22 protein-coding genes and 1 pseudogene are annotated in these 24,936 nt (G+C 64.5%); all 23 read right to left on the minus strand.

The genetic code is table 11. The features are described 5' to 3' along the window. Positions 1-8 precede the first annotated feature (8 nt). Complete coding sequence (locus JAO77_RS21705) at positions 9-617, minus strand: hypothetical protein (protein WP_198992654.1); 609 nt, start codon at positions 615-617, stop codon at positions 9-11. An 8-nt stretch (positions 618-625) separates the two neighbouring features. After that, on the minus strand, positions 626-958 hold the full coding sequence (locus tag JAO77_RS21710; RefSeq protein ID WP_198992655.1) for a YnfA family protein: 333 nt from the start codon (positions 956-958) through the stop codon (positions 626-628). A 39-nt stretch (positions 959-997) separates the two neighbouring features. Beyond that, positions 998-2,155: an efflux RND transporter periplasmic adaptor subunit gene (locus JAO77_RS21715; protein WP_198992656.1), complete on the minus strand. Its 1,158-nt coding sequence runs from the start codon at positions 2,153-2,155 to the stop codon at positions 998-1,000. A 73-nt stretch (positions 2,156-2,228) separates the two neighbouring features. Beyond that, complete coding sequence (locus tag JAO77_RS21720) at positions 2,229-6,707, minus strand: CusA/CzcA family heavy metal efflux RND transporter (RefSeq protein WP_198992657.1); 4,479 nt, start codon at positions 6,705-6,707, stop codon at positions 2,229-2,231. A 147-nt stretch (positions 6,708-6,854) separates the two neighbouring features. Continuing rightward, the gene (locus JAO77_RS24605; protein WP_370550323.1) at positions 6,855-7,187 is read right to left on the minus strand and encodes a DUF6660 family protein; all 333 of its coding nucleotides are present in this window, start codon (positions 7,185-7,187) and stop codon (positions 6,855-6,857) included. A 113-nt stretch (positions 7,188-7,300) separates the two neighbouring features. After that, positions 7,301-7,462: a DUF4113 domain-containing protein gene (locus JAO77_RS24610; protein ID WP_370550324.1), complete on the minus strand. Its 162-nt coding sequence runs from the start codon at positions 7,460-7,462 to the stop codon at positions 7,301-7,303. Between the two features lie 35 nt (positions 7,463-7,497). Next, positions 7,498-7,695: pseudogene (locus tag JAO77_RS24615) on the minus strand (hypothetical protein); the annotation flags it as partial. 21 nt (positions 7,696-7,716) lie between these two features. Beyond that, positions 7,717-8,031 carry a hypothetical protein gene (locus JAO77_RS21730; RefSeq protein WP_198992659.1) on the minus strand — a complete coding sequence of 105 codons (315 nt, stop codon included), beginning with the start codon at positions 8,029-8,031 and terminating at the stop codon, positions 7,717-7,719. A 162-nt stretch (positions 8,032-8,193) separates the two neighbouring features. Further along, a complete protein-coding gene (locus tag JAO77_RS21735) occupies positions 8,194-8,439 on the minus strand; it encodes a heavy metal-binding domain-containing protein (protein WP_198992718.1) in 246 nt (81 codons plus the stop codon). An 80-nt stretch (positions 8,440-8,519) separates the two neighbouring features. After that, positions 8,520-10,007, minus strand: a complete 1,488-nt coding sequence (locus JAO77_RS21740) for a heavy metal-binding domain-containing protein (RefSeq protein WP_198992660.1) — start codon at positions 10,005-10,007, stop codon at positions 8,520-8,522. Beyond that, a complete protein-coding gene (locus JAO77_RS21745) occupies positions 10,000-11,427 on the minus strand; it encodes a heavy metal-binding domain-containing protein (RefSeq protein WP_198992661.1) in 1,428 nt (475 codons plus the stop codon). Before JAO77_RS21745 ends, JAO77_RS21740 begins: the two co-directional genes overlap by 8 nt. Beyond that, complete coding sequence (locus tag JAO77_RS21750; protein WP_198992662.1) at positions 11,405-12,661, minus strand: TolC family protein; 1,257 nt, start codon at positions 12,659-12,661, stop codon at positions 11,405-11,407. The genes JAO77_RS21745 and JAO77_RS21750 overlap by 23 nt, the downstream gene beginning before the upstream one ends. Positions 12,662-12,673: 12 nt before the next feature. Beyond that, positions 12,674-14,566, minus strand: coding sequence for an efflux RND transporter permease subunit (locus JAO77_RS21755; protein ID WP_198992663.1), 1,893 nt, complete (start codon positions 14,564-14,566; stop codon positions 12,674-12,676). Continuing rightward, positions 14,559-15,911, minus strand: coding sequence for an efflux RND transporter permease subunit (locus JAO77_RS21760; RefSeq protein ID WP_235998556.1), 1,353 nt, complete (start codon positions 15,909-15,911; stop codon positions 14,559-14,561). The genes JAO77_RS21755 and JAO77_RS21760 overlap by 8 nt, the downstream gene beginning before the upstream one ends. Before the next feature lie 75 nt (positions 15,912-15,986). Then, entirely contained in the window at positions 15,987-16,403 is a 417-nt protein-coding gene (locus JAO77_RS21765; RefSeq protein WP_502213825.1) for an HYC_CC_PP family protein, read from the minus strand. Between the two features lie 115 nt (positions 16,404-16,518). Beyond that, positions 16,519-16,989, minus strand: coding sequence for a DUF305 domain-containing protein (locus tag JAO77_RS21770; RefSeq protein WP_198992665.1), 471 nt, complete (start codon positions 16,987-16,989; stop codon positions 16,519-16,521). 304 nt (positions 16,990-17,293) lie between these two features. Then, positions 17,294-17,503, minus strand: a complete 210-nt coding sequence (locus JAO77_RS21775) for a heavy-metal-associated domain-containing protein (protein ID WP_198992666.1) — start codon at positions 17,501-17,503, stop codon at positions 17,294-17,296. 141 nt (positions 17,504-17,644) lie between these two features. Next, positions 17,645-17,983, minus strand: coding sequence for a four-helix bundle copper-binding protein (locus JAO77_RS21780; protein WP_198992667.1), 339 nt, complete (start codon positions 17,981-17,983; stop codon positions 17,645-17,647). A 58-nt stretch (positions 17,984-18,041) separates the two neighbouring features. Further along, the gene (locus JAO77_RS21785; RefSeq protein WP_198992668.1) at positions 18,042-18,683 is read right to left on the minus strand and encodes a helix-turn-helix transcriptional regulator; all 642 of its coding nucleotides are present in this window, start codon (positions 18,681-18,683) and stop codon (positions 18,042-18,044) included. A 10-nt stretch (positions 18,684-18,693) separates the two neighbouring features. Further along, positions 18,694-21,912 carry an efflux RND transporter permease subunit gene (locus JAO77_RS21790; RefSeq protein WP_198992669.1) on the minus strand — a complete coding sequence of 1,073 codons (3,219 nt, stop codon included), beginning with the start codon at positions 21,910-21,912 and terminating at the stop codon, positions 18,694-18,696. Between the two features lie 3 nt (positions 21,913-21,915). Beyond that, positions 21,916-23,064 carry an efflux RND transporter periplasmic adaptor subunit gene (locus JAO77_RS21795; RefSeq protein WP_198992670.1) on the minus strand — a complete coding sequence of 383 codons (1,149 nt, stop codon included), beginning with the start codon at positions 23,062-23,064 and terminating at the stop codon, positions 21,916-21,918. Next, positions 23,048-23,659, minus strand: coding sequence for a hypothetical protein (locus JAO77_RS21800; RefSeq protein ID WP_198992671.1), 612 nt, complete (start codon positions 23,657-23,659; stop codon positions 23,048-23,050). The genes JAO77_RS21795 and JAO77_RS21800 overlap by 17 nt, the downstream gene beginning before the upstream one ends. Further along, positions 23,659-24,903 carry a TolC family protein gene (locus tag JAO77_RS21805; protein ID WP_198992672.1) on the minus strand — a complete coding sequence of 415 codons (1,245 nt, stop codon included), beginning with the start codon at positions 24,901-24,903 and terminating at the stop codon, positions 23,659-23,661. The genes JAO77_RS21800 and JAO77_RS21805 overlap by 1 nt, the downstream gene beginning before the upstream one ends. Positions 24,904-24,936 lie beyond the last annotated feature (33 nt).

Genomic DNA, 24,936 nt, shown 5'->3' on the forward strand with positions numbered 1-24,936 from the left:
CGGCTAGGCTACCATTCCACGAAGAAGCCGGCAATGCCTACCCCCACGAGTACCGCCCCCGTCAGGCGACGCTCGTAGCGGGCAATGCCGGCCAGCGGCAGGTGGTGCAGGCCCCGAAAGGCCACGGCGACCAGTGCGCACATGGCCGCCACGGAGGCTACCAGGTACACGGCCATCAGCAGCACCAGCACGGCCGGTCCCCGCGTGCCGGCCGTTAGAAAAAAGGTTTGCACTTCCAGGCAGGGGGCCAAAAACATGGTCAGCGCCAAGCCGAGCACGAAATGCTTACCCCGACGCGAGGGGGTAGCCGGGTCGGGGTGCGTGTGGCCGGGACCCGACAGCGCGTAGAGCAACCCAATGCCGATAAGCAGCGTCGGTGCCGCCCAGCTGGCCACTTGCGCAAAGCGGCCTGACAGCCGCCAGCCCAGTAGACCCAGGGCTAGGCCCAGCAGTACGGTACTCAGGACGTGCGCTAGGCCGGCCATTGCCGTCAGCCCCACGGCCCGGCGCAGAGGCCAGCGCTCGGCCCGCGCCACGGCCAGCACCGGCGCCCAGTGGTTGGGAATAGCGGCGTGCAGCAGGCTAAGTAGCAGGGTACCGGTGAGCAGTTCGAGCATAACAGCGACTAGGAGCGGGGCCAGAATAGAATAATGCCGATGCCGGTAAAGCAGACGAGCCCCCCAATGATGTCCAATCGGTCGGGCCGGAAGCCATCGAAGTACCACGCCCAGGCAATGGACATGACCACGAAAATGCCGCCGTACACGGCGTAGGTTTTACCGAACGAGGTGATTTGCCAAGTCGCTATCCAGCCGTAGAGTACTAGCAGCAACGCGCCCAGTGCCCCCATCCAGGCCGGGCGGTCAGCCTTCAGCCACTGCCACATGAGGTAGCCACCCCCTATTTCGCAGAGGCCGGCCAGCAAGAAGAGCAGTAGGGGATTTAGGATAGCGAGCATGTGAAAGGAGGATAAGATGGCGGCTGAGGGCCAAGTCAATTAGTCTTCGTCGGCCGTGTTCTTGAGCTTGGCCAGCAGCGAATACGCGCCCTTGACCACGAACGTCGTGGTTGCCGGCAGATTCGCCGGGCGCTTCACTTCCGTGTAGCCGTCTTCGCTGCGGCCGGTCGGCAAGGCTATCATCCGGTAGGAGCCAGCCGGGCTGGCAGGTACGAAGCCGTAGGTTTGGCCGGCGTAGCGCACCACGGCCGCATCGGGTAGGGTCGGCACGGTGTTGCGGCCCGTTTCAATGGTAGCCCGCACGTAGAGGCCGGGCAGCAGGGCCGGGTCGTTCTCCTGGTCGAGGTGGCCGTGCACCCGCACCGTGCGGTCGGGGCCGTTGATGGCGCGGCTGATAAGATAAACGCGGGCCGTGCGCTCGCGGCCCGCCGCCGAGTCGCTGGGCAGCGCAAAGCGGATGAGCTGGCCGGCCTGAATGCGCGGCACGTCCCGCTCGAACACCGATAGCTCGACGTGCAGGTGGGTGGGGTCCACCAGCTCGAACAGGGCATCGGCCGCCGTTACGCTTTGGCCCACCGTCACGTTCACCGCCCGCACGAAGCCGCTACGGGGGGCGCGCACGGCGGCCGTGCTCACGAGCTTGCCCCCGACCGGCAGGCCGGCCAGGCGGAGCCGGGCGGCCTGGGCCTGGGTCTGCGTGCGCAGGGCATCATACTCGGCCTGAGCCCGTTGGAAGTTCTTCTGCGGGGCTACCTCCTGCTGGTAGAGTTCACGCTGACGGTCTAGGTCGGCTTTGGCGTAGCGCAGGCGGCTGGTGGCTTCGAGGTAGTCCTGTTGCAGCTGCACGAATTCAGGATTGCGGATGACGGCTAGCACCTCGCCCTTGCGCACCCGCGAGCCTTGCAGCAGACTGGTGCTTTCCACGAAGCCGCCCAGCGGGGCGGCCACGGCCAGCGCGCTTTCGGGGGGCACGTCCAGCGTGCCGCTGACAGCTAGACCAGTGCCCAAGGGGCGTTCTTCGAGGTGCCCGAGCGCTAGGCCCGCGGCCTGCTGCTCGGGGGCCGACAGGCGCACGACGTCGGCCGGCGCGTCGGCGTCAGCCTTTTCGGGCGTGGCCTCGGTTTTCTCGGCTGTTTTCTCTTCACCGCCCGACCCGCAGGCAGTGAGCAGCAGCGCGGTCAGTAGGGTAAGTCCCACTCTCCCTAGCCGCGACGGGCGTAGAGGAGTGGCTTGATTGAATAAGGGAATCATTAGGCAGTAAGGCGTTGAATTACTGAGCGTCGCCGGCTAGCAGCGCGTCCAGTTCGATGACAGTTTGGTTATGGGCCAGCAGGGCGGCCAGGTAGTCGGTGCGCAGGCGCAGGGCGCGTTCCAGGTTGAGCAGGTATTCCGCGTAACCGGTTTCACCGGCCTTGAAGGCCCGCGTGCTGAGGCGCACAATCACAGCCGCTTGCGGCAGGCCCGTTTGCTCGTAGAAGCCTAGGCGCCCGATTTGCTCGCGGCGCTGGGCCAGCAGCTCATCCAGGCGGCCGGCCAGCTCGGCGCGGTAACGGGCGTAGCTGATTTCGGCCGTTTGCTCCTGCAAACGCGCGGCCTGCACCCGCGCCTTTTGGGGGCGGCGGTAGAGGGGCATTCCCACGGAAGCCTGCACCCCTTGAAAGCGGTCGGCCGGGCCGTAGTCACGTTCAGCCCCGCCGATGCCGCCGATAGTTTGGGGGCCTTTCAGGGACTGGTTGAAGTACCCCACCGTGAAGTCGGGTAGTCCCCGCGCCTGTTCCAGGCGGGTTTCCGCCCGGCGCTCCTGAATCTGCTGGGCTAGTACCCGCGCCTGGGGATTGGTTTGGAGCAGCGCCGTATCGCCTAGGGCGGGGGCCGCTTCCGCTGCCGTATCCAGCGCTACGGTAGCAACTGGTACTAGAGGGCGCAACACACTGTCCGCCACCGTGACGGGACCAGCTTGTTGGAGCAGGGCTTGCAGTTGCCGGCGGGCCACGGCGTAGTCGGTGCGGGCCTGGCGCACGAGCACGCGGGTTTCGCCTTGCTGCACCAGGGCCGTGGCGGGTTCGAGGCGCGCCACTTCGCCGGTTTTGAAGCGCAGGTTAGCCGCCCGCAGAAACTCTGAGTACAAGCTGTCCTGCCCGCGCAGGGTGCGCAGCCGGTGGCGGGCGTAGACAGCCTGCTCATAGGCCAAGCGCACTTGGCGGCGTAACTCTACCCGGGCCTGGGCAAGTTGCAGCTCCCGCCCGGTCAAGACCTGACCTGCTACCCGCGCCGCATTGCGGTACACGCCGGGCAGGGCCAGGGGCTGCACGAGAGAAAACTGATTGTCTACCCGGTAGGTATTGTACTGGCCGACCGAGCCGTTGAGGGTCGTTTTACTGAAATCCACGGCCCCGCGTCGCAGGGCCTGCTGCGCCTGCACGGCGCGCTGGGCGGCCTGCACGGTGCCCCCCGCGCCCAAGGCCTGCGTTACGGCCTGGGCCGAGTTCAGGGGGGTGCCGGTCGGGGGCAACTGCACATCCTGACCCTGCACCCGGCCCGGCAGCAGGGTAGCTACCCCCATGACCAACAGCAGGCATACGGTCTGGGCAAGCGTGGGGCGCGGCGTGCTCGCGGGGGGTGCCGTTGGCTTGGCCACTCCTTTCTCACTCAGGGCGTACAGCACGGGCAGCACCAGCAGCGTCAGCAGCGTGGCCGTGACCAGGCCGCCGATAACCACCGTGGCTAAGGGGCGCTGCACTTCCGCCCCCGCCGAGGTAGCCAACGCCATCGGCAGGAAGCCCAGGGAGGCGACCGTGGCCGTCATTAACACGGGCCGCAGCCGCACTTCCGTGCCCTTGCGAATGCGCTCGTAGAGGTCGGTTACGCCTTCCGCTTTCAACTGGTTGAAGTAGCCAATAAGCACAATACCGTTGAGCACCGCTACCCCGAACAGGGCGATAAAGCCCACCCCGGCCGGGATGCTGAATGGCATACCCCGTAGCCACAGGGCCAGCACCCCGCCGATGGCCGAGAGGGGTATAGCCGTGAAAATCAGCAAGGCCTGCTTTACGGAGTTGAACGTAAAGAAGAGCAGCACGAAAATGAGCCCCAGCGCCACGGGCACGGCAATGCTGAGCCGGTCGGTGGCTTCGCGCAGATTCTCAAACTGGCCGCCGTAGGTAGTGTAGTAGCCCGGCGCAAACCGGACTTGCTGACTTAAGCGCTGCTGCACTTCGCGCACCACCGTTTCCACGTCCCGGCCCCGCACGTTGAAGCCGACCGACACCCGGCGCTTGGTGTCGTCGCGCTGAATCTGGTTCGGGCCCTCAACCAGGGCCACGGTGGCGACCTGCTCCAGCGGCACCTGCTGGCCGGTGGGGGTGGCGATGAAGAGCTGGCGCACGCTGTTGATGTCGCGACGCAGGTCGCTGCGCAGGCGCAGCACCAGGTCGTAGCGCCGCTCCTGCTCAAATATTTGCCCAGCGGTCTGGCCGGCGAAGGCGGTTTGCACCGTGCGGTTGACTTCGCTCACGCTCAGCCCAAAGCGGGCCAGGCGGGCGCGGTCGAGGCGCACTACGATTTGGGGCAGGCCGGTGACCTGCTCCACGTACACGTCTTCGGCACCCGGCACCCCGCGCACCACGGCCCCTGCCTGACGGGCATAGTCGGCCAGCTGGGTGAGGTCCTCCCCGAAAATCTTGAGTACCACATCCTGCTTGGCGCCCGAAATCAGCTCGTTGAAGCGCATCTGGATGGGCTGCTGGAAGCCGAAGGTGACGCCGGGAATTACGCCCACGGCCGCCGCCATCTGCTCGGCCAGGTCGGCTTGGTTGTCGGCTTTTTTCCAGTCGGCCTGAGGCCGCAGGATAACCATGACGTCGGCCGCTTCGACCGGCATGGGGTCGGTCGGAATCTCGGCCGCGCCGACTTTGGCCACCACTTCCTTGACCTCATCGGGAAACTGCCGCTTCAGAATGCCGGCCGCTTGCTGGCTTTTCTCGATGGTATACTCCAGCGAGGAGCCGGGCAGCGTGCGCAGTTCCACAGCGAAGTCGCCTTCCGCCAATTGGGGAATGAACTCCCCGCCTAGGGTGCGGAACAGCAGGAATGCCCCTGCTAGCAAGGCCACGGCTGTGCCAAGTACCAGGGTTTTGTGACGCAGTGCACTGGTTACTAAAGGGTCGTAGCGCCGGGTAAGCCAGCCCAGCATTCGGTCGGAAATGGTAACCTTGGGGTCCGCGTTGCGACTCAGCGCCAGTGCCGACATCATGGGCACGTAGGTGAGCGAGAGGATAAAGGCCCCCAGAATGGCGAAGGCCACAGTCTGGGCCATCGGCCGGAACATGCGCCCCTCAATGCCCGAGAGCGCCAGTAGGGGCAGGTACACGATGAGGATGATAATTTCCCCGAAGGCGGCCGAGGAGCGGATTTTGCTCGCGGCCTGGTAGGTTTCCTCGTCCATCTGCTCGCCCGAGAGCCGGCCCGTGAGCCCGGCCCCGCCGCCGTGCAGACGGTGTACGATGGCCTCGACGATGATAACGGCCCCGTCCACAATCAGCCCGAAGTCGATAGCGCCGAGGCTCATCAGGTTGCCCGACACGCCGAACAGGCGCATGAGGCTGATGGCAAAGAGCATGGCCAGCGGAATGACCGACGCCACCACCAGCCCGGCCCGCCAGTTGCCCAGGAAGAGCACCAGCACGAACACGACGATGAGCGCGCCTTCGAGCAGGTTCTTTTGGACCGTGTGGATGGCGCGGCCTACCAGCTCCGAGCGGTCCAGGTACACATCCACCGTCACTCCTTTAGGTAGGGTTTGGCGAATGGTGGCCATGCGCTGCTTGACAGCTTTAATCACGTCGTTGGCGTTGGCCCCTTTGAGCATGAGCACGATGCCCCCGGTCACCTCGCCCTCCTGGTTGCGGGTCATGGCCCCGTAGCGCACGGCGGAGCCCAGCTGCACAGTGGCCACGTCGCGCACCAGCACGGGCAAGCCGTTTTGGGTGGTGCGCACCACGATATTGCCGATGTCAGCGGGGGTTTGGGCCAGGCCTTCCGTGCGGATGTAGTAGGCCGTGGGACTGCGGTCGATGTAGGCCCCACCCGCGTTCTGGTTGCCCTGGCTCACGGCCTGGTACACTTGGTCCACGGTGACGCCGGTAGCTTGCAGGCGCTGCGGGTCCAGGGCTACTTCGTACTGTTTGAGCAAGCCGCCGAAGCTGCTCACATCGGCCACGCCGGGCGTACCTAGCAGTTGCCGGCGTACTATCCAGTCCTGAATGGAGCGCAGTTCGCGGGCATCATACTGCTTTTCGTAGCCCGGTTCGGCCCGCACCAAATACTGGTAGACCTCGCCCAGACCGGTGGAAACCGGGGACAGCTCGGGTCGCCCGATGCCGGCCGGAATCTGACTTTCGGCTTCCAGCAGCCGCTCGCTGACTTGCTGGCGGGCCCAGTAAATATCGGTTTTGTCCTCGAAGACAATGGTCACGACCGAGAGGCCGAAGCGCGAGAACGAGCGCACCTCCTGGCGGCCGGGAATGGTGGCCACGCTCTGCTCGATGGGAAAGGACACGAGCCGCTCGATGTCGCCGGCCGCCAGCGAAGGGGCCACCGTGTAGACTACCACCTGGTTGGTAGTAATGTCGGGCACCGCGTCGATGGGCAGGTGCGTGAGCGAGTAACCGCCCCAGGCCACCAGGGCCAGGGTCAGCAGCCCAATGATAAGTTTATGGTGGATGGAGAAATGAATCAGCCGGTCGAACATGAAGCCGCTGGGGAGTAAAAAGCCTAACCATAGGAAAGACTTTCCGGCGCGCTCAGCTCTGGATATCAGCTAGATAGCACGCAAACGCACGGCCGCCAGCCCCGCGTTTGGCAGGGCCGGCCGCAGAAGCCGGAAAGCAGGAAATGGTTAGGCCCCCTGGGGTGGCTGCCACGGGGTGACCGGGGCGCGGGTCGTGAGCGCCGGCGCCGCGCGGACGCTGAAGCGTTGCACCGAGTAGGGCGCCAGGGGCCTGGCAACGAATGCCAGGACCGGAGCCGGGGGCATGGCGAAGCCTGCGCAGCAGTGGCACTGACACAAAGGGGAGCACCAGTCGATACTACCCTGAGAAGTGCCTCCTTGGTGGTGCGCGGCCCGCACAATGGTCCCCTGCACAGGCGTTGCACTCGGCTCCACATCGGAGCAGGGCAGGCAGCCGAGCACCGAAAAGTAAAGAGCAAAGAGCAGAGCCAGGACGCGCATCAGGGTAAAGGTACGAAACGGAAGGGCCAGTTATCGGGCGTTCAGTCCTAGGTAAGCTTGCTGGAAGCACGACGAGAGGCTACTAGCTTGCCTTGCTTTTCGTTTGCTTCTGGTTAGTTGACCAGTAGCAAATCTTCCAGTCGGGTGGTGAAAGCGGGAGAGCGCCACTGTGCCTTCCCTTGCCAGACCGGCCGATTGCTGCCCTCAGTTGTGGCTGGCTCAGCCCTGGCGTCGGCAATGCCGTGGTCAGGTGCACCGTGCCGCGACCGAAACACTAATTCAGGGCGTCCAGGCTGGCCATTAAGCTCGATCAGCTGACCGGCGGACTCTTTTCTTCCCTTTTGTTACCGAGCTCAGCGATGGCAGGAGGGGGGCTAAATAAACTAAGTTGCTGGCCGGTTCTAGGAGGCTCCAAGCCGTCGAGAACTACGCCAGCCTTGTGATAAGCGGTGCCCGGTTCCCACAAGCGTCTAAGCAGGGAGCTGGCATAGCTTAGCAATACCGTTGTATCAGCGGTCGGGCCAGTTGGTTAGGCACTGTTGTAGTTGCTCGGCAGGGCCACGTACTTACTCAGTATATAATAGGAGTCGATGCGATATAATGGCCATGAGGCCGGCCCGCAGGCCACAGTGAGGGAAAGGCATTCGCGGGTGAGCTGCCGGCGCACCTTGCCTTGGTGGGCGGGGCATAACTCGGACCAGACCAGCAGCGGCAGGAAGCAGCGGACGCCCAGGAAGGTAATCGGCCGGGAGTCCTTGCTGTTGGGTTTGGCGCTGGTGGCTTGGTCAGTAGCGCTGCTGCCACCCTCGCGCCTGTTGTTGCGGATGTCGGCGCCGTCGTACACCGCCACTAACTGCTTTGGGCGGTTTTACTTTGTTGATTTACTTATCTGTATGCATTTGGTAAGCCCCCGGTGTTAGCCAGGTAGCTTACCCAACGCCTGCAAGCACAGGGATAAGTCAGAAGGGATGAGATGATAGCCGGACAAAAGCACACGGCGCGCGGCTTACTTCTTTACTAAGGTCATACCGCATTTGGGACACTTACCTGGCTGGTTGCTTACTACTTCCGGGTGCATGGGGCAGGTATAGCTAGCGGCCGTGCCGTCGGTGGCCGTGCTGTCGGCGGGCATAGTGGCCTCGGTAGCGGCGGGGGTTTCCGTCTGCACTTGGTTAGGCTGGTCGTGCTCGGTGCAGCTGGCAGCCAGGAAGAGGTTACCCGCAGCTAGACAATAGGTTAGGAACTTGTACATGGGGATGAGTAAAAAGTAAAAAACAAAGAGGCTGAGCCGCAGCCCGAAACGGTACTGAAGATGCTACTGCTAGGGAGCGGCTACATGGCCATGCCGCTCATGTGGTCGTCGCCGGCCCCCTGGCGCAGGGTAAACTCGCTTTGCAGCAGGTAGGCCCCACTGACGACCAGCTGGTCGCCGGGCCTCACCTCGCCGGTGACGGCCACCGTGGCTGCCGTGCCCGCGCCGGTGCGCACCCGCACCCGGCGAAACTGCCGCTCGCCGGTCTGCTTCCAGACGTAGCTGGCGGCCCCGTCGTGCATAACGGCCTCCTGTGGGACGCGCAAGGCGGTTTCGGTGGGGGGCGTGCTTTTCGTAGCCGAGGCCGGGGCGTCGAGCAGTACGTTGGCTTGTGCGCCGGGCTGCAAGGTGCCGTTGGGGTTGGGCACCTGAATGCGGGCCAGGGTAATCTGGCTGCCGCCGCTCAACTCGGGGCTGAGGAACACCACGTTGCCCCGTAAGGGCCGCGCCCGGCCTACTACCTGCACGGCCACCGACTGGCCCAGCCGCAGCCGGCCGGCATCGACGGGGTAGAGCTGGGCTTCAACCCACACGGTGCGCAAATCACTGAAGGTGAGCAGCGGCGAGCCTTCGGCCACATATTGACCCTGCACCACGTCGAGGGTTTGCACGGTGCCGGTGGCGGGGCTGTAGTAAGTTACCAGCGGACTGGCCTTGCCGCTGCGGACCAGCTGGCGCAGCTGCCCGGCCGACACACCGAGCAGGCGCAGCTTCTGGGCCGTGGCTTCGGCAAAGTGCCGGTAGGTGGGCTCGGCCACTTGCAAGTCCTGGGCCAGGGCCAGCAGGTACTCGCGTTGCAGGGTTTCGAGCTGCTCGCTGTACACCGAAAACAGCGGCGCGCCCCGGCGCAGCAGCTGCCCGGTCTGGCGCACGTAGAGCTGCTCGACGCGGCCGGCCACGCGGCTGCTGATGCTTTGGGTGCGCTGGGCATCGGCCGTGACGGTACCGGTGAGCACGGCTTGCGGCGCGGGGGCCTCGGCCGGGCTGGCAGCCGGGCTACTGTCAGTGCCGTTGCCAATGGTCTGGACGCGGATATTGCCCAGTTCCAACTGCTGAGCCGTGAGAATGAGGTCGTTGGCGGCCGGGTTGCCGGCGGGCATGGCAGCCATTTCGGCGGGTGTCATTTTCACGGCGGGGCGGCTGGAGGTTTTCACCAAATCCATCCCGCAAATGGGGCAACTACCGGGCTGGGCCTCGCGCACCTGCGGGTGCATGGGGCAGGTATAGACAGCGGCCGAAGCGGCTTTTTTGGCGACCGGCGCAGCCGCCGGAACTGGCTGCACCTGTATCAAATCCATGTGGCAGATGGGGCAGCTGCCGGGGCCGTCCGCGTGGATTTGCGGGTGCATGGAGCAGGTGTAGTAGGCCGCTTGAGTTGCCTTGGAAGTAGCGGTTTCGGCCGTGGGCTTGGTTTTTTGGCAAGCGCCAGCAGCCAACGCCAGCAGCACGAGCAGCAGCCGGCCTGCCCGACCTAGGCTAATGGGGCGTAGTAAAGGCAGGTTATTCATGGGCGGGGGGCGTAGTCGCGCTGTTAGACGCGTTTTGGATGAAGCCCTCGCTGTCAACCAGATACTGGCCGTTGGCGGCTACGTCTTCGGTGCCCGCGAGGCCGTGCAGCACCTGCACCTGGGCGGCGGTGCGCTGGCCCACCTGCACCGCTACCGGCACGAAGGTGGCCCCGCGCCGCACGAAGGCCACCTGCCGCGTGCCGAGGTCGACCACGGCGGCGCGGGGCAGCCAGAAGCTGCCGGCCAGCGTCGGAGCGGCATCGGGCACCAGGCGGCCGGTGAGGCGCTGGCCCCGGCGTAACCGGCCTTGGGCGTTGGGTAGATATACGCGCACGGCTGCCGTGCTGGCCCCATTGCGGAACTCGGGCTCCACCAAATCGAGGCGAGCGGTGAGGGGCGGCAGGTCGGTGCCCTCGGCCACCACGCGCAGGCGCTGGCCGGGCCGCAGGCGGGCCAGCTCGGGCGGCGTGGGTTGGAAGATGCCCCATACCTGGTCGGTATTCATCACCTGAAACAAGGTCTGGCCGGTGGCTACGTAGCTGCCTTCGGTGAGGGTGAGGCGGCTGGATGGGGAGCTGGCAACAGGCACGGCGGTAGCGTCGGGTGTTGCCATCCCGCCACTGGCCGCGCCCATCCCGCCGGCGTTGGCGGCCACCTCGCCCATGCCGCCGCCCGGGGCGGGCGGCGCGTTGGGAGCCGGGGTTTCCACCACGTAGCCGTCGTAGGGGCTGAACACAGCCACCCGGTAGCTGGCGCGGCGGGTGCGGGCCAGGTCGCGCAGCTGCCCTTCGGTGAGGCCGAGCAGCAGCAGCTTGCGGCGGGCCCCGCTCACCAGCGGCTGGTTGTCGGCATCGTTTTCCAGCAGGAAAATGTACTCCTGCTCGGCCGTCACCAACTCGGGGCTGTAGAGTTCTAGTAGCTTCTGCCCCCGGCGCACGGGCTGGTAGTTGTAGCGAATCAGCAGCTGCTCGATGCGCCCGCCGAAGCGGGCGGCCACGGCGCGGCTGCGGCGCGGGTCGTATTCCACCAGGCCGGGTAGGCTGAGTGTGTCGGCCGCCAGGCTACCGGGACTCAAGCCTTCGGCGCGGGGGCGCACGGTGGCCACGGCCGCTACCACGGCGGCGTTGGGGGCCTGCACCACGCTGCCCAGGCCGGCTTCGGCTTGCGCAGCGCTGTTGCTCAGTACCTTGGATACCAAGTCCATGCCGCAGATGGGGCAGCTGCCGGGCGCCTCGCGTACGATTTGGGGGTGCATGGGGCAGGTGTACTGCGTGGCCGTATTGGTGGATACTGGGGGGGTAGTGGCCACGTTGGCGGGGCCGTGGGCCTGGCCGTGGCAGCCAGCCAGTAGCAGCGCCCCGCCCACTGCGGCTGCCAGCCAGCGGCGGTGCGGTGACTTATTGCTCCAATTCCTGGTCATAGCGCACGGTAAGAGTAAGGAGTTCATTTTGCGTGTCGAGGTATTGCAGGCGGGTGAGCAGCCAAGTGTTGAGGGCCTCGACCACGGCGGGCAGCTGAGCGGTGTTTTGCTGGTAGGCCAGCAGCGTCACCTGGTAGCTTTTGCGCAGGGCGGGCAAAATGCCCTTCTCGAAATTCTCGACCTGCTCGCGCTTGGTCGCCATATCCGATTGCAGGGTGCTGAGGCGACCGGCGGCGTCGTTGAGCAGGCTGGCGCGCTGCTGGCGCACGGCCTGGGCCTCGTAGCCGAGCGCGGCGGTGTTGGCCCGGTACTCGCGGGCGGCCCAGGGCACCATCGGCAGCGTGACCATGCCCATGACCGTGAACTGATTAGGCGTGCTGCCGATGCCGTTCATATGGTCGTAGCGCACCCCAAAGTCGGGCCGGCGGCGGCTGGCCTCCACGGCCTGGTTGAGGCGCACCACGGCTAATGACTCCTTAAGGCCGCGCACATCGCTGCGGCGGGCGGCCAGGGCGGCCGTGTCGGGCAGCGGGGCCAGCGGGGGGGTAGGCAGCAGCGTATCCACGGCAAACTCGGTGGCGGCGTCGCGGGCCATCAAGGTATTGAGGGCGATGGTGTTCTGGCGCAGCTGACCGTAGAGCACGGCGTGGTCGTTGCCGTGCATGGCCACCCGCGCCTGCACCTGGTAGATGCTGGCTAGCGTGGTCTGGTTGTAGGGGTAGCGGGCCCGGGCTATCTTCAGCAGAAAATCAAGCAGGTAGGCGCTCTCGTCCAGCACCTTGAGTTTCTTTTCCAGAATGACGCGACTGTAGTACAGGGTGCGGGCCTGGGCGCGCAGCTCGTTGAGCGACGCCGCCTGGCCGGCCTGCTCCACGGCGGCCTGGCCGGCCAGGTAGGCCCGCCTAGCGCGCTGCTTGGCCGGGTTGGGCAGCATTTGCTCCACCGACACCATTTGCATGCCCATGCCCTGCCCGTTATTCATCTCCTTGATGGGCTGCTGGTTGTAGGGCGTCATCCAGTAGCCGGCGCTCACCTTGGGGGCTTCCCAGGTGTTGGCGCCGGCCACGGCGGCGTCGCGGGCGCGGGCGCGGTAGTCGTACTGGCGCAGGGCCGGGTTGCGGGTTTGCACGGCCCGCAGCACCGAGTCGAGCGGCAGCGGGCGCTGGGCGGCAGCGGGCAGGGCCAAGCGCCCCAGCAGACACCCGACGGTGAGAATAAGTAGGTTATAACGCATGACAACGGATGTTTAATGCTTGACCGCCAGCACGTCCAGCTTGCCAAACTTGCGCAGCTCATACTCCTTGGTCATCAGAAAGATGAGCGGCGTGACCAGCAGAATGTGGGTCGAAGACGTGAACACCCCCCCAATCATAGGCAGCACGATGGGCAGCATCACGTCGGAGCCAGTGCCCGTCGCCCAGAGCACCGGCACCAGCCCAAATAGGGCCACCGATACGGTCATTAGCTTGGGCCGCAGCCGCTTGGCTGCGCCGTGAAACACGGCGTCGCGCAAATCTTGCTTCGTGATGGTTTCGCTCGAATTACCCTTGGCAGCCACTAGCTGCTGCATGGCGTCGTTGAGGTAAATGACCATGATGACGCCCGTTTCCACGGCTAGTCCGAACAGGGCGATGAAGCCCACGGCCACCGCCACCGACAAGTGCACGCCGTAGAAATACACCATGTAGGCCCCGCCAATGAGGGCAAACGGGATGGTGACCAGGCTTAGCAAGGCCTCGCGCACCGAGTGAAAGGCGAAGTACAGGCAGCCGAAAATCACCACCAGCACGATGGGCAGGATGAAGAGCAGCGTGCGCTGCGAGCTGATGAGGTTTTCGTACTGCCCGCTCCATTCCAGGTAGTAGCCGGCGGGCAATTGGCCCTGCATGCTCTGCACCTTTTGCATGGCCTCGCTCACGGTGCCGCCCAGGTCGCGGCCCCGCACGTTGAAGAGCACCGCGCCGCGCAGCTGGGCGTTTTCGGAGTTAATCATGGGCGGGCCGTTTTCGAAGCGCAGCGTGGCCACGGCCGAGAGCGGCACCGGCCCGTAGGCGGTGGTCTGAATCGGGATGCGGCCCAGCGCGGGCAGGCTATTTCGGAAGTCTTCGGCCAGCCGCACGCCGATGGCAAAGCGGCGGCGGCCCTCCACGGTGCTGGCCACGGGCGCCCCACCGATGGCCATTTCTACTACCTCGTTCACCTGGTCCACCGTGAGGCCATAGCGGGCCAGCTGGTCGCGGTTGAGGTCGATTTGCAGGTACTTGCCGCCCGTGATGGGGTCCACGTAGAGGTCCTGCACGCCGGGCGTGCCGGTGAGGGCCGCCCGTACCCGCTGCGAGATGTTGTAAATCGTATCAAGCTGCTGGCCATACACTTTCACGCCCACGTCGGTGCGAATGCCGGTGCTCAGCATGTTGATGCGGTTGATGATGGGCTGCGTCCAGCCGTTGACCACGCCCGGGATTTGCAGCTTGCCGTTCAGCTCCTCAATCAGCTTGGCCTTGGTCAGGCCCGGTCGCCACTCGGCGCGGGGCTTGAGCTGAATGATGGTTTCAATCATGCTCAGCGGGGCGTTGTCGGTGGCGGTGCTGGCCCGGCCGGCCTTGCCCAGCACCCCCTTCACCTCGGGCACCTGCATGATAATCTTATCCTGCACCTGCAAAATGCGCTTCACCTCCGTGTTCGACACGTCGGGCTGGGTGATGGGCATGAACAGAATCGAGCCCTCATCAAGCGGCGGCATGAACTCGGTGCCCAGGCTCAGCAGCAGCGGAATGCTGATGGCCAGCAACACCAGGTTAATGGCGATGGTGGTTTTGCGCCAGGTCAGGCACCAGTTGATGAGCGGCGCGTACACCCGCTCCAGGCCCCGGTTGATGGGGTTCTGCTCCTCGGTTTTGAAGGTGCCCTTCATGAAAAAAGACAGCAGCACCGGCGCCAGCGTCACGGCCAGCACCGCGTCAATGAGCAGAATAAACGTCTTGGTGTAGGCCAGCGGGTGAAACAGCTTGCCCTCCTGTCCGGTGAGCAAAAACACGGGTAGGAAGGACGCTACGATGATAATCGTGGAAAAGAAAATGCCCCGCGACACCTGCTGGCTGGATTTCTCGATGATGGCGAGGCGCTCGTCGTTAGTCATGGGGAATGGGTTCAGGCGTGGAAAGGGCAGCAGCGGGTACGGGTGGCGGCGCACCGGGCGGCCCGGCAGCCGCTTCCTCCGCCGCCTGGTGCAGGGCCAGGTTACGGTAGGCATTTTCGGCCATCACGATGCCGTTGTCCACAATCACGCCGATGGCCAGGGCGATGCCCGTCAGCGACATGATGTTGGAGGAGATGCCGAAGGCATTGAGCAGGATGAAGCTGGCGGCGATGGTGATGGGGATTTGCAGCAGAATGCTCAGGGCGCTGCGCCAGTGGAAGAGAAATACCAGCACCACCAGCGACACCACGGCCATTTCCTCCAGCAGCGTGTGCTTGATGTTGGCCACCGATTCCTCAATCAGCCCGCTGCGGTCGTACACAATGTCGAACGACACGCCGGCGGGCAGGCCCTTGGCCACTTCGGTCATTTTGGCCTTCACGCGGGTGATGACCTCGTCGGCGTTTTCGCCGTAGCGCATCACCACGATGCCGCCCACGGCCTCGCCCTGGCCGTTGTGGTCGAAGATGCCGAGGCGGCTTTCGCCGGTCATCTGCACCGTGCCCAGGTCGCGCAGGCGCAGCGGCACCCCGCCGGGGCGGGTGAGCACCGGCACGTTTTCCAGGGTGGCCACGTCCTGGATATAGCCGCTGGTTTTGATGATGTAGCCCACGCCCGCCTGCTCAAACTTGCGCCCACCGGCCTCGTTGTTGTTCTGGCGCACGGCGGCCAGTACCTGCGGCAAACTCACGTTATAATAGGTAAGCTTGGTGGGGTCCACGGTCACCTGGTACTCGGGCTGGAAGCCGCCGAAGCTGGCCACCTCGCTCACGCCGGGCACCGTTTGCAGGCCAAATTTCACGTACCAGTCTTGCAGGGCGCGCTGCTCGCCCAGGTCCAGCTTGGGGGCGTTCAGGGTGTACCAGAGGACGTGGCCCACGCCCGTACCATCGGGGCCCAGCGTGGGCGTTAGGCCGGCCGGCAGCAGGCGCTGGGCGTAATTAAGGCGCTCCAGCACCCGCTCCCGCGCCCAGTAGATGTCGGTGTTATCGTTGAAGATGACGTACACGAAGCTCATGCCGAACATGGAGGCGGCGCGCACGGCCCGCACCTGGGCCAGCCCTTGCAGGTTGGTTACCAGCGGGTAAGTCACCTGGTCCTCGATAATCTGGGGCCCCCGCCCGGCCCACTCGGTGAAGACAATCACCTGGTTTTCGGACAGGTCCGGAATGGCGTCAATCTTGCTGGCCCGGATGGAGAAAATGCCCCAGACCAGTAGCCCGGCCGCCAGCAGCAGCACGATGCCCCGGTTGCGCAGGGACAGGGAAATAAGTTGCTCAATCATCTGATAGTTACCGCTAAGCGCACGCACAAAAGCCCCGCGACCAACCGGCCGGGGGAACAAGGCAGCACCCAGTAGCTATATCAGAAAGGCATGGCCCCGCACGTAGGCGGGGCAATCGGGGGGCGGGGCGGCCGTAGCCGCCCGCGGCGCGGCCGGCGCTTCGGCCGGGTAGGTGGGGGTAGGCAGCCGGTAGGCCAGGCGCAGCGGGGCCGGGGCGGGCACGGCCACCGGCACGGGCAGCTTGAGCTGCGCGCTGTTCAGCTTCACGTCCTTGAGGGTGCTGGTCACCTTCTGGTCGTGGCAGCAGCCGGTGGGCTTTTTGGGCACAGGGCAGCAGCAGGCTGCTTCCTTAGCCACCGAAACTTCCGTTAGCTTTTGCCCGCAGAAGTGCATGCTGTACACCAGCCCAGGGCTGGATAACAGGTAGCTCAAAAGCAAAAGCAGGCTGAGGAAGCGTTTCACGCGGAAGGAATGGGCTTTATAAATAGCCACTTACAAAAGTACGACGGGGGCTAAGCCCAGATTTACACAATTACCGCGCAAGTATGGCATAATTTCCGGGTCCCGGCCCCCGGTATCACAAGCGCGGCAAACCAAAGCCAACCGGCTACTTTGCCGCCCGCTCTCGTTCCAGCCGGGCCAGCATCCGCTTCATCTGGCCAATCTCGCGTTCCTGGGCGCTGATGATGCTATCGGCCAGTTGGCGCACTTCCGGGTCCTTGATAGTGGCCCGCTTGCTAACCATGATGGCGATGGAATGGTGCGGAATCATGGCCTTCATCCAGAGCGTGTCGCCCACGAAGGTTTGAGAGCGCACCATCGTCAGTACCACCACGAAGGCCACCAGGCTGCCGCCCATAATCAGGGCGTTGCGCTGCTTGTCGGGGTACATGCTCCACATAAAGCCGATCATAATCAGGGTCATGGGCACCAGCATGAGCAGGGCCATGTACACGCGGGTGAGGCTGAAATACACATGGTCCCACTCGTACACGTTCAGGTACATCACGGCGTACATGGCCACCAGCGAGACGGCCAGCATCAGGAAAAAGCGCGAGTACGGTTTTTTATTCTCCATATAAAGGGGAAGGTCAAGTGATAAGTGATTGGTTAAGAAGAAAGCTACAACCTGCCGGCAGGTTGGTGGGGCCAGGGTTAAAACGCGTGCTGCAGGCCCAGGGTGGCCGTGAACTTATCGGCATCAGTGCCCAGGCCGGCCGAAGCCCCCGCGCATAATTCCGAGCAACTGCTAGGAGCAAACGCGCCTAGCACCGAATGCTACCTAGCCCTCATTGCTTGCCGCACCTGGGTTATCGTCATGCTGGTAGTACGCAATAAAAAAGCCCGGCTAGGCCGGGCTTTTTTTAAGCAACAGCCGCCGCTTAGGCAGCAGCAATCTGGAAGCCGGCCTGCTCAACGGCCTGCACAACTTGTGCCGGCGTGAGCTTATCCGAAGTCACGGTCAGAATCTTATCGGGGGTGGCCGTATCCACCTGCCAGTTGCCGGCCCCGGCCTGCTCGTTGAGGGTGGGCGTAACGGCCTTGATGCAGCCGCCGCAGTTGATATTGGTTTTGAATTGAAGCGTTTTCATGACGATTGGAAGTTGAGGACCCGACCCGGGCCCATGCAAATACAACACGCAAAGCTGCGGCCAGCGTGGCCCGCCAGGGGTATATAATTGCGCAGGGGACTTGCATGATTTCTACTCACCCAGCCGTCAGGGAAAGCGGGCTTAGGCAGCGGTGCTTATTCCGGCCCGGCAGGCTTCTTCGCAGCGGCGGCAAGCGTCGGCGCATTCCTGGCAGTGCTGCATGTGGGTGTGCTTGGCGCACTCGTCGCCGCAGGCCTTGCAGATTTCGGCGCATTCGCCCAGGATATGCTGGGCGTGCTCCGAGCCGCGGGCCACGTAGCGGGCAGTCAGGGCGCAGATGTCAGCGCAGTCGCGGTCGAGGCTGATACAGCGGACCATCATTTTAACGTCTTCTTCCTGAAGGCAGGCCGTGGCGCAGTGTTCGCACGAGGCGATGCAGGCATTGAGGGCGTCGAGCAGGGCTTGATTTTGGGTATGCATTGGGAGGGGAATTAAAAAAGGGAATACTGTCAGTAAGACCTTCTTATACCCCTCATTTTCACCCCGGTTTTATATCAATCACCCGCTGACTTGCATCATTTGGCGCTGCGGGCAGCTGGTTAGCTACTCCGGTCCGTTGCCGGTAGGCCGAGGGCGAGCACCGCGCGAAGCGCCGGAACTGGCCGGAAAAATGCGCCAAGCTACCGTAGCCCAGCTGCCGGGCGATGCGCCCGATGTCAAGCCGGGAAGTGACGAGTAGTTCCTGTGCGTAGCTCAGCCGCTGGCGCGTGATGTAGGTGAGCAAGCTTTCCTGCCCGTCCAGGCGGGCAAAGCTGGCGTGGAGCCGGCGGCTATTCAACCCGATTTCTTGGGCCAGGGTGGGAATAAAGTCACGGTGCCGTACTATGTCGGCGCGGCGCAGCAGCGCGCCTACGGCCTGTTTCACCTGGTTGACCAGGGCGTGCGCGGGGCTTTCCAGGAGGGCAAAGCCCGCGGTAGCCAGCGTGGTGCGAATGAGCGCCCAATCCAATTGGCTGGCTGGACCCGCTACCGTCGCTGCGCCCAGCCGCACCTCCCGCACACGCAGCCCCAGGCTTTCCAACTCCTGCCGCACCACCCGCATACCGCGCGAGCAGACGATGTGCTTGATGTAGAGCACACAGTCGGCATCGTCGGCCATAGTGGGTGAGGGAACAGACATAGGTAGGAGCTTAAACAGCGGGCTGCACCGGGTTCAGGTCAGCGGGTGGCGTGAGGGGCTGGGCGTCGAGTTCCTGCGGGTGGGCATCGAGGCTGACTTCGTGGTGGCCGCGCTGGTACTGGGCCAGGGCGCGCTCCCCGAAGAGCCAGAACACGACCGGCGTTACCACGATGTCGAGGAAGGTAGAAGAGAGCAGGCCGCCCAGGATGACGGTGGCTACCGGGTAGAGGATTTCCTTGCCCGGCGCGTCCTTGGCCAGGGTGAGCGGCACCAGGGCTAGCGCGGCCACCAGGGCCGTCATCAGCACCGGCACCAGGCGTTCGAGGGAGCCGCGAATAATCATCTCCTTGCCGAACTTCTCCCCTTCGTGCTCCACCAGGTGGATGTAGTGGGAAATCATCATGATGCCATTGCGCGAGGCAATGCCCGTGAGCGTAATGAAGCCCACCAGCGAGGCAATGCTGAACGTGCCGCCCGTGAGCAGCACGGCCACCACCGAGCCGATGAGGGCCAGCGGGATGTTGAGCATAATCTGGCCTACCATGTAGCTGGACTTGAAGTGCGAGAACAGCACCAGGAAAATGCCAGCCAGCGAAAACAAGCTCAGCCAGAGGATTTTCTGCGAAGCCGACTGCTGGCTCTCGAACTGCCCGCCGTAGGTCAGGTAGTAGCCCGCCGGCAGCTTTACCCGCTGCTTGATTTGAGCCTGCACTTCCTTGACGGTACTGCCCAGGTCGCGGCCGGCCACGTTCAGGGAGATGGTGATGCGGCGCTGGGTGTTTTCGTGGTTGACAGTGTTGGGGCCCGGCTCGTAGCTCACGTCAGCCACCTGGCTCACGGGTATCAGGGCCCCCGAGGGCGTTTCGATGCGGGTCTGGGCGATGTTGGCCACGTCGTTGCGCTGGTCTTCAGGCAGCTTTACGATGAGGTCAAAGCGCTTTTGCCCGTCGAGCATCTGCGAAACCACATCGCCCTGGAAGAGGGTTTCCAGCGTCGAAACCACCTGGCCCCGCTCCAGGCCGTAGGCCCGCAGGGCCGCGTCGCGGGGGCGCACCAGCAGCTGCGGAATCTGCACCTGCTTTTCCACTTGCAAGTCCACCACGCCGGGCACCGTACCGGCCGCCGTGCGGATTTCGTTGGCGTAGCGCCGCAGCTCCAACAGGTCATTGCCGAACACCTTGATGGCTACCTGCGCCCGTACCCCGCTCAGCAAGTGGTCGAGGCGGTGGCTGATGGGCTGGCCAATGTTGACGTTGACGCCGGTAATCAGGGCTAGGCGCCCCCGCAGGTCAGTGAGGATTTCTTCCCGGCTGCGCATCTTTTTTCCCACTTGTTTCAACTCCTGCTCGGTCTTGAAGGCAACCTCGATTTCGGAGTTGTTGACTGACTCGGCGTGCTCGTCCAACTCGGCGCGGCCGGTGCGGCGGGCGGTGTAAGCCACTTCGGGTAGCTGCAAAATCTGCTCTTCCCCCAGCGTACCTAGCTTGTTGGACTCGGTGAGCGAGGTGCCGGCCGGGGCCGAGAAGTTGACCGTAAGCGAGCCCTCGTTGAAGGGGGGCAGGAACTCGGTGCCGAAGAAGGGCACCAGCGAGGCGGCCAGCGCGAACAGCAGGCCGGTCACCGTCAGCACCACTTTCGGGTGGGTCAGGCCCCAGTTGAGGAGGCCCGTATCCTTGCGCTTGAGCCAGCGCACCAGCCCGCCTTCCTGCTCGGCCGCCCGAATCTGCTTCATCTGGGGCAGCAGGTAGTAGCAGAGCACCGGCGTCACGGTCAGTGACACAAACAGCGACGCCACGATGCTGGTGATGTAGGCAATGCCCAGCGGCGCGAAAATGCGCCCTTCCATGCCTTCGAGCGCAAACAGCGGCAGAAACACCAGCACCACAATGATGGTGGCGTACACGATGGAATTGCGCACTTCCGAAGAGGCCGCGTAAATCACCTGCAAGGCCGGCCGAGGATTGGGCGAGTGCTGATTTTCACGCAGCCGCCGGAACACGTTTTCCACGTCCACGATGGCATCGTCCACCAGCTCGCCGATGGCGATGGCCAGGCCGCCCAGCGTCATGGTGTTGATGCTGATGCCCGCGAAGCGGAACACCAGCGCCGTGACCAGCAGCGACAACGGAATGGCCACCAGCGAGATAAAGGTGGTGCGCACGTTCAGCAGAAAGGCGAACAGCACGATGACCACCAGAATGGCCCCGTCGCGCAGCGCCTCCTCGACGTTGGTAATCGACGATTCGATAAAGTCGGCCTGCTTGAACAGGCGCGTGTTCACCTGCACGTCCTTCGGCAGCGAAGGCTTCAGTTCCACGAGGGCCTTTTCTACGGCGTCAGTCAAGCTCACCGTGGCAGTGCCGGGCTGCTTCTCGATGCTGAGAATGACGGCGGGCTTGCCGTTCACGCTGCCATCGCCGCGCTTGAAGCGGGCCCCGAAAGCCACGGTGGCTACCTGCTTGACGCTGATGGGTGAGCCCTCGCGGTAGCCGACAATGATGTTCTCAATGTCAGCTACCGAGCGCAGCCGCCCTAGGTTGCGAATCAGCACTTCCGAGCCGTTGCGGTCGAAGAAGTTACCGGTGGTGTTGAGGTTGGAGCGGCGCAGCGCTTCCTCTACCTGCGTCACCGTCAGGCCGGTCGCGTTCAGGCGGGGCATATCCAGCAGCACCTGGTACTGCAGATTGTCGCCGCCGATGGGGATTACCTGGGCCACGCCGGGAATGCTGAGCAGGCGCTGGCGCACGGTGTAGTTGGCCAGCGTGCGCAGGTCGGCGGCCGAGGTGGTTTTTCCCGACAGCCCCACCAGCATAATCTGGCCCATCACGGAGGAAATCGGGCCTAGTACCGGCGTGATGCCGGTGGGCAGCTGCCCGCTGACGGTTTGCAGCTTTTCGGCCACAATCTGGCGGGCGGTGAAAATGTCGGTGCCGTAGTCGAACTCCACGAACACCATGCCCAGGCCGATGGCCGAGTTGGAGCGCACGGCCGCCACCCCGGTGGCCCCGTTCAGGGCCGTTTCCACGGGTAGCGTCACCAGGGCCTCCACTTCTTCGGGGGCCATGCCGGCGGCTTCCAGGAACACGGTCACGCGGGGGCGGTCCAGGTCGGGCAGCACGTCCACGGGCAGCTGGCGCGCCGTGTAGGTTCCAGCCACGAGCAGGCCCACGGCAAAGGCCAGCATGAGCAGGCGGTTTTGCAGGGCAAAACGGATGATTTTATCGAGCATCCCCTATTGATTCAAGTAGATGGATTTGAGCTGGTAGGTGCCCACGCTCACCACCCGGTCGTTTTCGTTCACTTCGCCGGCCAGCAGCACGGTTTGCTCGCCGTTGGCCGGGCCGGGCTGCACGTAGCGGATTTTAAAGGTTTCCGGGTCGCTGTGCACGAAGACCACCGGCTTGCCATTCAGGTCGGTCAGGGCCGAGGTGGGCACGACGAGCTGCTTTTTGCCGCCGTCGCTGCGCCCCAGCACCTGCACGTTCACGGCTTGGCCGGCGCGGAACAGATTGCTGCCGGTGTTGTCGAGTTCGAGCACTAGCTGACGCGCTTGGTTTACCGGGTTCACCACGTTGCTGAACACGACCAGCCGGGCGGGCGCGCTGCCGGTTTGCCCTTGCAGACCCTCCACCTGGAACTGGGCCCCGGCGGAAATCTTATTTAAATCCTGGGCGAATACCTGGGCTTCGACCCGCAGCTTGCCGGGGTTGAGCACCCGAAACAGTTCGTCGCCCTGCGTCACCTGCTGGCCCACGGCCAGGGTGAACACGTCCACCGTGCCGCTGATGGGCGAGGTGATGGTGACGCGGCGGGTGCGAGCCTGCCCGTTGAGAATGCCCGCGTTCTGCCGGGCCTGGCGCAGGCGCAGCTCGGCGGCCACCACGTCCTTGCGGGCCGCGATGTCGGCGATGGTTTGCAGGCGGGCGTAGTCCTGCTGGGCGGCGCGCAGCTCGGCCTGGGCATTGGCGCGCTCGGTACTGAGGCCGATTTGCTGGGTGGCGTCGAGGGTTTGGTCGATGACGGCCAGGGCCTGCCCGGCGCGTACCGGCTGGCCCACTTTGGCCGAGAGACTGACGATGCGCCCGGTTTGGGGTACTACCACCCGCCCCTCACCCCCAGCGGCCGAGGATACAGAACCGTAGAGCGTAAGGCGGTTATAGGTAGCGGAATAGCTGGCCAGGGCCGTGCGCACGCCAAAGAGAAACTGGCTTTCCTTGGGCAGCGCCACGGCATCGGTCAGGGCTACGCCGGTGGAGGCGTGGGCCGCGTCGCCGTGGTCTTCGCCCCCGTGGGCCCAGAGCGCGGCGGGTGGGGGCAGCAGCACGGAAAAGGCCAAGCTGAGGGCGGCCGTGGCCGCAAGGAGCTTATGCGTGGTTTTCATAAACGGGAGGCGTTGAAGTGGGGACGGGCGCCGCCGGGCGCCGCCGGCGCATGACCAAAGCCGTGGCAGCAATGCCCAGCGCGAAGGCGCCGAAGAGCAGCAGCATGGTTTTCCAGGAGCCGATGAGAGCGGGCGCGGCTGCGGCCGGGGCAGTCGCGGCCGGGAGCAGCTTGCCTACCTCGATACCGGAGAGCAGCATCAAATCAGCCTTGCCGCCGGCCACGATGTTGACGGCTAGGCTGTATTTCTGATTGGCCGGAAAAACGCCCTCCACCAAGTAGACCCCCGGTGACTTTTCGGTCACGGCGAACTTCAGTTCGGCCGCCTCCGGGCAGGTCACGGTCAACTTGGCCCCTTTGATGGGGGCGTTGGTGGCGTAGTCCGACACGAACAGGCGCAGGTCGGCGTCCTTACCCTTGGTCAGGGGCTCGAAGCGCAGCAGCAACTCGAAGGCTTCGGACAGCGCGGCTACCGAGAAGGTAGTGGCCATCGGCCCGGCCGACGGCTTGGCCGCGTCGCCGTGGTCTTCGCCGCCGTGGGCACGGGCCCCGGTGGCCAGCAAGAGGCCTAGCAGCAGCAGGAGAAGGGTTTTCATTATTGTCCCCGCAGGTAGTTAAGTGCAACGATGGCCTGACGGTAGTCGCGGATGGTGGTCAGGTAGGTATTCTGAATGGTAAAAGCCTGGTTTAAGCTCTGAATCAGCACCAAGTAGCTGATTTCGCCGGCCTTGAATAGGCGCTGCGACTGGCTGATGATGGCCCGCGACTGGGGCAGGCCGGTCTGCTCGTAGTAGGTGAGCGAGGCCGCGAACTTGCGCGTGTCGGCCACCGCCTGCTGGTACTGGGTGCCTAGGTCGAGGCGCTGCACTTGCAACTGGGCCTGGGCGGCCTTGCTGCGCGCCGTAGCCGCTTGCAGCTGCGAGCGGTAGGTCCAGAACCAGACGGGCACCGACACGCCGAACTGGAAGCGATACTTGACCAGTGAGTTCTCATAGGCCTGATTCTGATAGCCTACCGTCAGGGCCGGATTGCGCCGCGCTCGTACCAGGCTGATGCCGGACTGGCTCAGGGCCACGTTCTGGCTGTAATAAGCCAGGGTAGGACTTAGGGCCACGGCGGCACTATCCTGACTAGGCAACGTGCCCAGCAGCTCGGCCCCGGTGCGGGCCAGTTCGGGGCCGGTTTGGCGCAGGTCGGTGTCGGCCGTCAGGCCGGCCTCCGGCTGCCCGAGCAGCAGGCCCAGCCGGCGCTGCGCGGAGCGCTGGTCCACTACGGCCTGGTCGAGCAGGTTGCGTACTTGCCGGGCCTCGGCCTCGGTGCTGACCCGCTGCAGGGCCGTCACCTCACCAGCCTTGAATAGGCGCTCGGTGGCTTGTTGCAGCGCCTGAAACAGGCTGTCCTGATAGGTGAGCTGACGCACCTGCGCCTCGGCGAATTGCAGGGTCAGGTAGGCTTGGCGCACATCGCGGCGCACGGTGGCGCGGTTCACCTCCAGGCCCCGCTCGGCCAGGATGATGCCGGCCTGCGCGACCTTGGCCTGCCGCCGGTACACCGTAGGCAGGTCGATGGTTTGCACCACGCCCGGGGCCCACCGCTCCCCGGTGGGCGCGGAAAAGAGGAAATCGGGGTTCGTAGGCGCAAAACTACCGCGTTTGAGGGCGCGCTGCTCCTCGATTTCCTGGGTGGACTGGCGCAGGCGCGGGTGCCGGCGCAGGGCTTGCTGCTCGGCGCTGTCCAGGCGCACGACCACCTGCTGGGCCCGCACGGAGCCCCCTAGTAGCAGCAGGAGCAGCACCAATCCTACGCCTGAGAGCCGGAAAGAAAGGGGAAGGTTATTCATGAGTAAGGGTTGGACCTAGGCCCGCCCGCCGGG

This window comes from Hymenobacter sp. BT559 (assembly GCF_016427535.1).
GTDB lineage: Bacteria > Bacteroidota > Bacteroidia > Cytophagales > Hymenobacteraceae > Hymenobacter.